We start from the raw sequence: 12031 nt of genomic DNA on the forward strand, positions 1-12031 counted from the left end.
TGTTCGCGGGCCTGCCCGCTCCAACAGGTTTTGCGCCAGCCTTTGGGGTTTGTGCAGCGCGGTTGCTTTCAGCGGCTGCTGGGCTAGCGGTGCAAGACGTACTGGCCGCTGAACCTCACCGCCGGCTCGTCACTGCCGTCATTGCTCACCGTGGTCTCCAACGTCAACCGTGCCCGCCCACGCCGCTGGTACAGGGCCAGGAATCGCTCCCAGGTCTTTTCGTCGGGCGCTGCACAACGCGCCACTGCCGTACCGGTCACTGGCAACGGGTAGCTGATCTGCCCTTCCTGGATAACGATGTGCCCGTCATCGATCCCCAGCTCACGCAGGCGCAGGTGCAGCCAGCCCCAACCCACCAGCACTGCTGCGCAGTACAGGCTGCCACCGAACATGGTGCTTTTGTGGTTGACGTTGGCCGCCAGCGGCAGTTGCAGGCGCAGGGTGTGCTGCTGCCAATCGATCACTTCCAGGCCCATTTCGCGGGTCAGGGGGATGTCGCTGTGCAGTACGGACTGCAGGTACTGACTATCGGTGCTCATTAACGGTTGTCCTCTTGATCATCATGCCCGCCGCTACCGCCGTCGAAGTTCAAGCCGTGCTTGCGCAGCTTGTCATGCAGGGTTTTGCGGGGGATACCCAGTGCTTCGGCCAGGCTCCGCATGGAGCTGTGTGGCTGGGCCAGTTCGGCAGCGATCAGCGAACGTTCGAACTGCTCGACCTGCTCGCTGAGGTTGCCGCTCAGCATGGGAGCTGCCGGTGCTGCTGCCGAGGGTGCCTGGCCATCCAGTGCCAGTTCCAGGCCAAGGGCGAAACGCTCGGCGGCGTTCTGTAGCTCGCGGACGTTACCTGGCCAGTCATGACGCAGCAGCAGGGCGCGTTGCGCTGGCTGCAGCGCATGCGGCGACAGGCCATGGCGTTGGCTGGCAGCATCGGCGAAATGCTGGAACAACACCAATATGTCGTCCCCGCGTTCGCGCAGTGGCGGAATACGCAGCGGCGCCACGTTCAGGCGGTAATACAGGTCCGCGCGGAATCGCCCTTGGTCGGCAGACTGACGCAGGTCTTCCTTGGTGGCGGCTATGATGCGGATATCCAGCGGGATCAACTGGTTGCCGCCCAGGCGTTCGACAACCCGCTCCTGCAGCATGCGCAGCAACTTCACTTGCACATCCAGGCTCATGCTCTCGATTTCGTCGAGGAACAGCGTGCCGCCGTTGGCAAATTCGAACTTGCCGATACGGCGCTTCTGCGCGCCGGTAAACGCACCGGGCTCGTGGCCGAACAGCTCGCTCTCGACCACCGACTCGGCCAGCGCGCCGGCGTTGATCGCCACGAACGGCCCTTCGCTGCGACTGGACAGGTCGTGAAGGGCGCGAGCCACCACCTCTTTGCCAGCGCCGGTCTCACCCAGAATCAACACATCGGCACGGGTGCCGGCCAAGGCGCCGATCTGCTCGCGCAGGCGCAGCATGGCCGGTGAATGGCCGACCAGGCGGGTTGCCAGTTGCTGGCGGTCGCTCAGAGCCAGACGCAGGCTACGGTTGTCCAGCACCAGCCGGCGCAAGGCCAGGGCGCGGCGTACGCTGTCGAGCAGGGCGTCTGTGGCAAAGGGTTTTTCCAGGAAGTCATAAGCCCCGGCGCGCATCGCCTGCACCGCCAGCGGCACATCGCCATGGCCGGTAATCAGCAGCACCGGCAGCTCGCTGTCACGGCCGTGCAGTTGTTCCAGCAACTGCAGGCCATCGATGCCCGGCATGCGGATGTCGCTGACCACCACGCCTGGCCAGTCGGCCTCGATACGCTCGGCCAGGCCTTGAGCTTCGGCCAGGGCGACTACCTTGAGCCCGGCCAGGTCCAGGGTCTGGCTCAAGGCTTGGCGCAGGTGGGGGTCATCGTCCACCAGGATGACCTGGGCTCGGCTGTCGATCAGTGTCTCGGTGGTCATGCCGAGGGGTCCTCCGAATTGGGCAAAGTAGCGCCAGACGCGGCCACACGCAGCTGGAGGGTCAGCATTGCGCCACCTTCCGGGTGGTTGGCCAGCAGCAGTTCACCGCCCAGGGCGCGCATCAGGCTTTCACAGATGGCCAGGCCCAGGCCCAGGCCCTGTGTACGGGTCTTGGTGGTGAAGAACGGCTCCTTGGCATGCTCCAGAGCCTGGCGGCTGAAACCGGGGCCATTGTCACGGATGTACAGGTAGACGCAGTCATCACGCTGCTCGGCACTTAGCCACAGGCGGCGCGGATTGGCTTTTTCGGTCAGGGCGTCGAGGGCATTGGCCAGCAGGTTGCCTAGCACTTGGCGCAAGCGGGTCTCGCCGGCCTGTACCCACAAGGTAGCTTCCGGCAGGTCGCGTATCAGCTCTACGGCCATCGCCCGGCGGCGCTTGGCCAGCAGCGCCAGGGCATCGTCCAGGGCCGGCTGCAGGGCCACGCTCTCTGGGGCATGGCGGTCACGACGGGCGAAGGCACGCAAGTGGGCAATGATCGAGGCCATGCGCCCTGTCAGTTCGCCGATCAGCTTGAGGTTGCCGCGGGCGTCTTCGGTACGTTGGTGGTCGAGCAGGATCTCGGCGTTCTCCGCGTAGCTGCGGATGGCGGCCAGAGGCTGGTTCAGCTCATGGCTGATACTGGCCGACATGGTGCCGAGCACCGACAGCTTGCCGGCCTGCACCAGTTCGTCCTGCGCACGCACTGCCTCCTGCTGAGCGTTTTCGCGCTCCAGCACGGCATTTTTCAGGCGGGTGTTCAGGCCTTCAAGGTCGGCGGTACGTTCGGCCACGCGCTTTTCCAGTTCCTGGCGGCCACGGGCTTCGAAGTCGATGCGGTCGATGTAATGGCGCCGCCGTTGCATCACCAGACCGGCCAGCAGCATCAGTACCAACAGCGTACCGGCACCTATGGCCATTACCGTCTGCACCGAGCGATCAACCAGCGTGCGCGGGGCGAGGATGCTGACTTGCCAGCCGGTTTCCTTGATGTCGCGGGTCTGTGTGATCCAGGCCTGCGGGTTGAGAACCAGTGGCTGTGGGGCCTGGGTCGGATAGGGCTGGATGGCGATGATGGCCTGGCGCTCGGCGTCGGTCAGCGTGCGGGTAGCACGGAAGCGCCAGTCGGGCCGCGACGTCAGGATGACCACGCCATTGTGATCGGTCAGCAACAGCTGCTCGGGTGTACGGCCCCACAGGGTTTCGGTGTGGTCGAGATCGACCTTGACCACCAGCACACCGACGATCCGCTCGCGGTCCCGCACGGCCGCGGCAAAGAAGTAGCCGCGCTTGGCCGAGGTGGTGCCCTGGCCGAAGAAGCGGCCCAGATGGCCGGCCATGGCTTCGTTGAAGTAGGGGCGGAAGGCGAAGTTTCGCCCGACGAAGGTGTCGTGCTTGTCCCAGTTCGAGGCGGCCAAAGTGTTGCCGCTGACGTCCATCAGGTACATCACCTCGGCACCGGTCTGTTGCACGATGTCCTTGAGCAGGCGGTTGGCGTTGGTCACCGCTTCCAGGCGGAACGGGTCGGCCAGCACGCCACGCAGCGCCGGTAGGTCGCCGAGAATTTGCGGCAAGGTCTCGTAGCGGTGCAGGGTGCCGAGCAGGTTGGCGACATACAGGTCGAGTGTCTGGCGGTTCTGCGAGGCCAGCTCATCCTGGTAATAGCGCTCGGCCAAGTGATGCAGGGGCCACAGCAATGGAGCCAGGCTCAGCGCCAGCAGGGCCAGGCTGCGCCAGCGGGGACGGCGTGGGGGCGTGGGTTTTGCAATCATCACGTAAATGCGCCAGAAAAGTCTGACGCAATTATGCGCTAGTTAAGGCAGCAGTTCCGCCTCTGCCAATGTCAGGCCCACCTTGTCCTTGTCCGATAACAGCGGTGGCTGCTGCAGCCCCCAGTCGATGTCCAGCTGGGGGTCGTCCCAGCGGATACAGCGGTCAGCACCCGGGTTGTAGTAGTCGGTGGTCTTGTAGAGGAACTCGGCCGATTCACTCATCACCGCAAAACCGTGGGCGAAGCCAGGTGGAATCCACAGCTGGCGATGGTTGTCGGCCGACAGGTGCACCGCGACCCATTTGCCGAATGTTGGCGAGCTTTTGCGCACGTCCACGGCGATATCGCGGATTTCCCCGTGCACCACGCGCACCAGCTTGCCCTGGGTGTTTGCCACCTGGTAGTGCAGCCCACGGAGCACGCCCTTGATGGAGCGCGAGTGGTTGTCCTGAACGAACTCCACGTTCACGCCGGTTTGCTGTGAGAACTCACGGGCATTGAATGCCTCGAAGAAGAAACCACGGCTGTCAGCGAACACCTTTGGCTCGATGATCAGTACTTCAGGTATTGCTGTAGGGATGATGTTCATAGCGGCTCGCTGGCCCGTCGCTCAAGTATTGACCCTAGTCGGCCTTGCCGGAAATTTCCGCGCGTAGCTGTAACAGGATGCATAAGGGATGGCTATGGTAGACGGCAGGCAGTTCCTTTAACCAGACCAGCCCTAACGATTGCCGATTGTTATCGATTTAAGTTCGCCATGAGGCAGCAAATTCTTAGGATTCCAGGCTTTAAATATCGATATATATCGGTTATAAATTGACAAACGCCCCAGCACACCCGGCTCAGGGCCATCACAGAGGTCACCCATGAAAACCCTCAACTCCACGCCCCGTGCCGATGGTTTCCACATGCCCGCCGAGTGGGCCCCGCAAACTCAGGTATGGATGGTCTGGCCGGAGCGCCCGGACAACTGGCGCCTGGGCGGCAAGCCGGCGCAGGCTGCCCACGTAACCCTGGCCAAGGCCATTGCCCGTTTCGAACCTGTGACCGTCGCAGTCTCCGCCGGCCAGTACGAAAACGCTCGACGCCAACTCGACCAGCCGAACATTCGTGTGGTTGAAATCAGCAACGACGATGCGTGGGTGCGTGACACCGGCCCGACCTTCGTCATCAACGACCATGGCGAAGTGCGCGGTGTAGATTGGGGCTTCAATGCCTGGGGCGGCTTTGATGGTGGCCTGTACGCACCCTGGAACCGCGACGAGGAACTGGCCGCCAAGGTGCTGGAAATGGAGCGCTGCCAGCGCTACCAGACCGAAGGCTTTGTGCTTGAAGGTGGTTCGATCCACGTAGACGGTGAAGGCACCGTGATCACCACTGAGGAATGCCTGCTCAATCGCAACCGCAACCCGCACCTGAGCCGCGAGCAGATCGAAGCGGTGCTGCGCGATCACTTGGCAGTCGACACCGTGGTGTGGCTGCCGGATGGCTTGTACAACGACGAAACCGACGGCCATGTCGACAATTTCTGCTGTTACGTGCGCCCGGGTGAAGTGTTACTGGCCTGGACCGATGATTCCAACGACCCCAACTATGCGCGCTGCCACGCGGCCATGGATGTGCTGAAGAACACCCGCGACGCCAAGGGCCGCGAGTTCATCGTGCACAAGATGCCGATCCCGGGCCCGCTGTTCGCCACTGCCGAAGAGTGCGCCGGTGTCGACCAGGTCGCCGGCAGCCAGGAACGTGACCCTTCGGTGCGTCTGGCGGGTTCGTACGTGAACTTCCTGATCGTCAACGGTGGCATCATTGCCCCAAGCTTCGACGACCCGGCAGATGCCGAAGCCAGAGCGATCCTGGCAAGGATCTTCCCCGACCACGAGGTGGTGATGATCCCGGGCCGCGAGCTGCTTTTGGGTGGCGGCAACATTCACTGCCTGACCCAACAGCAGCCGGCGCCGATCAAGCGCTGAACGCGTGATGAATAAAGAGGCCCGTCGTATGACGGGCCTTTTTTTGCGCGGGCGACGCCCGGAGGCCGAGCTGGCATACGTTTTGTATTGTTTTTCAAACAGATAGCGAGGTTGCACGGCCAGGCCGCGCCTCGGATCTGTAACAATAACTACGTAAATTAGCCACTCACGGGCCAGGGAGTACGTGTAGACATGAACGCAGCAAGTGAGTCGGCTTTGCGCCCATCGGCAGTTGATCGCCAATCGCTCAGGCTTGTGGCGAAGTGGTTGAAACACCATGGAAGCATCAGGGTCAGGACGACCGACCCACGACGTCTGCTTGCCGGGCGATACCCCCAAGGTTTGATCAGCGAAGCAGAGATGCAGGCGCTGATGGCGGTGTGGCACTGATTGATTGCAGCTGTACCTGCCTCTTCGCGGGCATGCCCGCTCCCACAGATATTTCACAGGTTTTGAAACATGTGGTGATCATGTGGGAGCGGGCGTGCCCGCGAAGAGGCAGGTACAGCCAACAAACATCAGAAGCTGTAGCTACCTGTCACTATCAGGCTACGCGGCCCCCCACTTCAAACTGCGCCGCGCCGGTCGCCGAGCTGTAATAGGTCTTGTCGGCAATGTTGCTCAATACCCCCGATCATCCCAGTCATGGGTCCGATACTCCGTCGGACACCGTCATCGGACCATTGTGCTGCCGGCCTGCGCTTCGATGGTCGAGCGGCGATCTTGCTCCGGAGACTTGCTGACCCTGCCCTCAGGAAATTGTCCGTTCGATCAAAAGGCAATTTCCCACACAAGATAAATTATCTGCTGATAGCGCAAGCTTGCATGGAAATGCACCAGATAGGCCGGTAATTTTGGTCATATAAACCTGCATTTCACGACTTTTTGACATTTGTAATCGCGCGCGGCTAGGATTCGGCCAACGCCTGCTGGCCATGGTATTGGCCAGGCTGCTGCCGAGGGCCGCCGTGAGCTTACCGGTAGGCCCGCCCGGCTGGATCCGCATAGCGTCGAACCTACGAAGGGGCGTTGGTTCCTGGCGTCATATTGCAGCGCGTTTTTGATTAAGAAATAAGGAAAACAACATGTTGAAAACCAGGATCAGCCTGGTCGCCCTGGCGATGATCGCCGCGACCCAGGCTCAGGCCAATGACCAGGCTGACAGCAAGGGCTTCATTGAGGACAGCCACGCCAACGTCCTTCTGCGTAACGCCTACATCAACCGTGACAAGAAGCATGGCACCGACGACCAGATCGAATGGGGCCAGGCGTTCATTGCCAACTTCTCCTCCGGCTTCACCCAGGGCACCGTTGGCATCGGTGTTGACGCATTTGGCCTGTACGCCGTGCGCCTGGATGGCGGCAAAGGTCACAACGGTGGCGGCGGCGTCGACTTCTTCAAACCGCACGAAACCACCAATGCCGAAGGCAACGCCAGTTCGCCGCACAACCTGGCCCGTGGTGGTGCTGCAGTGAAATTCCGCATTTCCAACACCGTGCTTAAGTACGGTGACCAGATGCCAGCACTGCCAGTGCTGCAGTACGACGATGCACGTCTGTTGCCAGAAAGCTTCACCGGTACCCTGATCACCTCCAAAGAGATCCAGGGTCTGGAACTGAACGCTGGTCGCTTCACCCAGGAAGCGCGCAAGAGCGCCGAGCGCCGTGATGGTGGTGGCCTGAAGTCGATCAACGTCTTCGGTGCCAGCTACAAGTTCACCGACAACTTCACCGCTTCGCTGTACACCGCCGACAACGAAGACGTTATGAAGAAGCACTACCTGGGCTTGAACTACGTCTTCCCGATCGCCAGCGACCAGTCCCTGACCCTGGACTTCAACGGCTACAAGTCGGATATCAACAACAAGTACGTAAAAGCCGCAGGCCTGAACGGCGACTCCAACACCATCTGGAGCCTTGCAGCCACCTATGCGTACGGTGCGCACTCGTTCACCCTCGCTCACCAGCGCAGCACCGGCAGCACGGGCTACAACTACGGCTTCTACCAGAACGCCGGTGGCGTGGGTGACGGTGGTTCCACCATCTACCTGGCCAACTCGTACTGGTCCGACTTCAACGCCGAAGACGAGCGCTCCTGGCAGCTGGGCTACGGCCTGGACTTCGGTGCCTATGGCATTCCGGGCCTGACCTACAAGCTGGCCTACGTGGTGGGTGACAACATCAACACCCGTAACGTCGCCAACCCGCAAGGCTTCGGCGAAGGTAAAGAGCGCGAGATCTTCAACCAGATCCGTTACGTGGTGCAGGACGGCCCGGCCAAGGACCTGTCCATCAAACTGCGTAGCTCGTTCTTGCGTACCAACAACGCCGTGCAGCAGAACGGTTACAACGACGACGGCAACGAAGTCCGCGTATTCGTCGAGTACCCGATCAGCATCTTCTGATTCTGATCTGATGTATCGAACAGCCCCGGCCTATGCCGGGGCTGTTTCTTTTCGGCGAGCGGTTAATGTTTGAGCCGGCGCTGGGCTTATGGTCTCCGGTGCAAAACTGTCGCTACGCGCCATCCGCCACATCCGTGCATAAAACTCGCTTTCGATCGAGCCACTGAGTAGCTCCCCCGGCTTGAGGAATGTGTGCAAGTCCGAAAACAACCCGATTTCGCTGGGGCTGATGCGCCGTGCCAGGTGCTTGGGCCTGAGCTCCGAAGGGTGCTCCAGGCCTGCGGCAGCCAACATCTCGGCCAGCGCGTGCAATGTGTTGCGGTGGAAGCTGGCCACCCGCTCGGCTTTGTCTGGCACCACCAGGGCACGCTGGCGCAGAGGGTCTTGGGTGGCCACGCCGGTCGGGCACTTGTTGGTGTGGCAGCTCTGCGACTGAATGCAGCCAATGGCAAACATGAAACCGCGTGCCGAATTGACCCAGTCAGCGCCGATGGCCAAAACGCTGGCAATGTCGAAGGCGCTGACGATCTTGCCCGCCGCACCAATGCGGATGCTGGAGCGCAGGTTCAGGCCGACCAACGTGTTGTGCACGAACATCAGGCCTTCGCGCATTGGCACTCCCATGTTGTCGCTGAACTCGCGAGGTGCCGCGCCGGTGCCACCTTCCTTGCCGTCGACAACGATGAAGTCAGGGGTGATGCCGGTGGCGAGCATGGCCTTGGCAATGCCCATGAACTCCCAGGGGTGGCCCAGGCAGAACTTGAAGCCCACGGGCTTGCCGCCCGAAAGCTCGCGCAGGCTGGCTACGAAATGCAGCAACTCCACTGGTGTGCGGAATGCGCTGTGCGCCGCTGGCGAGATGCAGTCCTCGCCTGTGCGTACGCCACGGGTCTCGGCAATTTCGGGGCTGACCTTGTGCCCCGGTAAAATGCCGCCGTGGCCAGGCTTGGCGCCCTGGCTGAGCTTGATCTCGATCATCTTCACCTGTGCCGAACGGGCCTGTTCGGCGAAGCGCTGTGGATCGAAACGACCGTCCTCGGTGCGGCAGCCGAAGTAGCCGCTGCCAATTTCCCAGATCAGGTCGCCGCCGTGTTCACGGTGGTACGGACTGATGCTGCCTTCGCCAGTGTCATGGGCAAACCGGCCCATGCGCGCGCCGCGGTTGAGTGCAGCAATGGCGTTGGCGCTGAGGGCGCCGAAACTCATCGCCGAGATGTTGAAGATCGAGGCCGAGTAGGGCATTCGGCACTGCGGCCCGCCGATGGCAATGCGGAACGAGGCAGGGTCCGGCGTGGCCACCGGTAGCATGGAATGGCTGATGAACTCGAAACCAGGTTTGTAGGCGTCGTTGAGTGTGCCGAACGCTTTCTCGGCGCTTTCGTTCTTGGCGCGGGCGTAGACCAGCGAGCGTTGCGAACGGGAGAACGGCAGCTTGTCGTCGTCACCTTCGATCAGGTACTGGCGGATTTCCGGGCGGATGGTTTCGATCAGGTAACGGATATTGCCCAGGATCGGGTAGTTGCGTCGCACCGCATGGTGGCTTTGACGCAGGTCATTAAGGCCGACCAGGCTGAGCAGCGCGGTGATCAGCGTTACCGGCCACAGCCAGGCATGCTGGGACAGCAGGGGCAGGCTGGCGAAGGTGAAGACAAGGCAGAGTACGAAGCAGGCGTAGCGGCTGGGAAGAGAGTGTTTCATGGGTCCATCGCAGGCAGGATGACCGGGCATAGGATAGGCAAACACAGGGGACGGAAAACCTGGGTAATCGGTAAAAGACTGTTACACGCCGGCCCCTGGATCAGCCTTTAGACGGGGAGCTGCAGGCTGACCCGTAACCCGCCGCCCGCTCGGTTCGCCAGCATCAGCTCACCCCCATGGCTGGTGGCGATCCGCTGGGCAATGCTCAGCCCCAGCCCATATCCCCCGGATGCCTGGTTACGCGACCCCTCACCGCGCACGAACGGGTCGGTAATGGTCGTCAGCAGCGCTGGCGCAATCCCCGGCCCGCGGTCGTCGATGTGGATGAACACCCCTGTGGCCGTTCGCTCCAGCGTGACGGAAACATCCTTGGCATAACGCAACGCATTGACCAGCAAGTTCTGCAGACAGCGCTGCAGCAGTAGGGCATCCACCCGCAGGCTGTTGACCCGGCCGTGCACGGGCAGGGGTTCCTGGTCAGTAGCCAGGTCCGCACATTGGCGCGTCACCAGCCGGTCCAGGTCCACCTGCTGCAAATTCTGCTGCTCTCCGGCACGCAGGTAATCCAGAACCTGACCGATCATATCGTCCATCTGCGTGATGTTCTGCCGCAGGCGCTGGCGGTGTTCGTCATCGGGTAATCGCTCCAGGCGCAGGCGCATGCGGGTCAGTGGGGTACGCAGGTCGTGGGACACGGCGGCCAGGAAGTAGGCCTTGTCGTTGACCATGGCAATCAGCCGCTGCTGCATCGCGTTGAACGCCTGCGCCGCCTGGCGTACTTCTTCCGGCCCATCCAGTGCCAGGGGAGGCTGTTCGAGGTTACTGCCCAGCCCGCGCGCAGCATCGGCCAGGCGATGCAACGGGCGCAGGCACAGGCGCACGGCAATCAGGCACACCAGCAACACGGCGACAATACGCAGCGCATACACCCGCAGCAGGTAATCGCTGATCAGCACCCAGGCCGACTCGCCGCTCCAGCCCTGCAGTTCCTGGCCCGCAATGGTCAGCCAGTGCCCATCGGCCAGCGGCAGCGCGAACTGGATATGCGCCTGGGCCGTGCGCAGGCCGAACAGGCTGCGCCAGACGATCGGTTGGCCCAGTTCGTCGGTGAGTTGCACGTTCATAAGGCGCACGTCCTGGGCATGCCCCAGTTCGTACTTCAGGGCCTGCTGCAGCAACAGCTCGACCCGCCTGCGCCCAGGGCGCTCGTCATGCTCTTGCCCAGGCAGGCTTTCGACGCAGCGAAGCTGGTAGTGGGCTGGCGCCTGCAATGTACCGCCGTGGCAGTCGATCTGGGCAATCAGGGGGGCGCTGCGTGCAGCAACCAGTCGCACGGGCACCTCTAGCGCCTGGGCGAAACGCACATCGAACCAGATGCTGCTCGACATCAACTGGATCACCAGCGTGCCACTGACCATGATCAGCAGCAGTTGACCAAACAAGGTGCGTGGCCACAGCCGGTGAAACCAGCGCATGTCAGGCCCCGGCCGTGAGGCTGGCGATACTCAGCAAATAGCCTTCGTTGCGGATGGTCAGGATTTGCGCGGCCCCCGCCGGTGCCCGGCGCAGTTGCTGGCGCAGGCGGCTGACGCACATGTCCACCGAACGGTCGTCGGGCAGGTGGTCGCGGCCGAACGCGCTGCGGGTCAGTTGGTCACGGGAGACCACACGGTTGTTGGCTTCCAGCAGTTCGCGCAGCACGCGGTAGTCGGAGCGCGGCAGGGTCAGGGTCTCGCCATCCGGGCGGGTGAGCAGGCGCTTGACGTGTTCCAGACGAAAGCCTGCGAACAGCTGGGCGTCCACCACGGGTTCTTCGGCACAGGTGCCCAGGCGTTGCGGACGACGCAGTACGGCTTTGATCCGGGCGATCAGTTCGCGTGGTTCGAAGGGCTTGGCCAGATAGTCGTCGGCACCCACTTCAAGGCCGATGATGCGGTCCAGCGTGCTGCCCTTGGCTGACAGCATGATCACCGCCAACCCGGGTGTGGCCTGCAACTGCCTGCACAGACTAAGGCCGTCCTCACCCGGCAACATCAGGTCGAGCACCACCAGCTCAACTTTGTGCCGGGCCAGCTGGTCGCGCATCTGTTCACCGTCGGCTGCGGCCAGCACGTTGTAGCCGGCATCGGTCAGGTAATCACAAAGAAGTTCGCGGATCTCGTCGTCATCATCGACAACCAGCAGGGTCGTGCTCATGCAG

The 12031-nt window shown here is 62.2% G+C and carries 9 protein-coding genes; 2 read left to right on the forward strand and 7 right to left on the reverse strand.

Annotated features, from left to right (window positions below):
- Positions 1-83: 83 nt before the first annotated feature.
- The 4 genes from AC3B5Q_RS01075 to rfbC are packed head-to-tail and all read right to left on the reverse strand — an operon-like array spanning position 84 to position 4344.
- Positions 84-539, reverse strand: coding sequence for a thioesterase domain-containing protein (locus tag AC3B5Q_RS01075; protein ID WP_103443308.1), 456 nt, complete (start codon positions 537-539; stop codon positions 84-86).
- On the reverse strand, positions 539-1945 hold the full coding sequence (locus tag AC3B5Q_RS01080; RefSeq protein WP_103443309.1) for a sigma-54-dependent transcriptional regulator: 1407 nt from the start codon (positions 1943-1945) through the stop codon (positions 539-541). The genes AC3B5Q_RS01075 and AC3B5Q_RS01080 overlap by 1 nt, the downstream gene beginning before the upstream one ends.
- Complete coding sequence (locus tag AC3B5Q_RS01085; protein WP_021782611.1) at positions 1942-3756, reverse strand: sensor histidine kinase; 1815 nt, start codon at positions 3754-3756, stop codon at positions 1942-1944. Before AC3B5Q_RS01085 ends, AC3B5Q_RS01080 begins: the two co-directional genes overlap by 4 nt.
- Before the next feature lie 42 nt (positions 3757-3798).
- Positions 3799-4344, reverse strand: coding sequence for a dTDP-4-dehydrorhamnose 3,5-epimerase (gene rfbC, locus AC3B5Q_RS01090; RefSeq protein WP_021782612.1), 546 nt, complete (start codon positions 4342-4344; stop codon positions 3799-3801).
- A 277-nt stretch (positions 4345-4621) separates the two neighbouring features.
- Between rfbC and aguA the strand changes: the two genes are divergently transcribed.
- Positions 4622-5728: an agmatine deiminase gene (aguA, locus tag AC3B5Q_RS01095; RefSeq protein ID WP_021782613.1), complete on the forward strand. Its 1107-nt coding sequence runs from the start codon at positions 4622-4624 to the stop codon at positions 5726-5728.
- A gap of 1085 nt (positions 5729-6813) precedes the next feature.
- The gene (locus AC3B5Q_RS01100) at positions 6814-8133 is read left to right on the forward strand and encodes an OprD family porin (RefSeq protein WP_488392797.1); all 1320 of its coding nucleotides are present in this window, start codon (positions 6814-6816) and stop codon (positions 8131-8133) included.
- Positions 8134-8163: 30 nt separating this feature from the next.
- Here the strand turns inward: AC3B5Q_RS01100 and AC3B5Q_RS01105 are convergent, their stop codons facing one another.
- The 3 genes from AC3B5Q_RS01105 to AC3B5Q_RS01115 form a co-directional block, all read right to left on the reverse strand.
- Positions 8164-9831 (reverse strand): FMN-binding glutamate synthase family protein, encoded by a 1668-nt coding sequence (locus tag AC3B5Q_RS01105; RefSeq protein WP_392525772.1) that lies wholly within the window; start codon positions 9829-9831, stop codon positions 8164-8166.
- A 107-nt stretch (positions 9832-9938) separates the two neighbouring features.
- Positions 9939-11306 (reverse strand): ATP-binding protein, encoded by a 1368-nt coding sequence (locus AC3B5Q_RS01110; RefSeq protein ID WP_103470265.1) that lies wholly within the window; start codon positions 11304-11306, stop codon positions 9939-9941.
- Position 11307: 1 nt separating this feature from the next.
- Positions 11308-12027: a response regulator gene (locus tag AC3B5Q_RS01115; protein WP_021782617.1), complete on the reverse strand. Its 720-nt coding sequence runs from the start codon at positions 12025-12027 to the stop codon at positions 11308-11310.
- Positions 12028-12031: the final 4 nt, after the last annotated feature.

It is taken from the genome of Pseudomonas sp. D5(2026) (genome assembly GCF_057766845.1).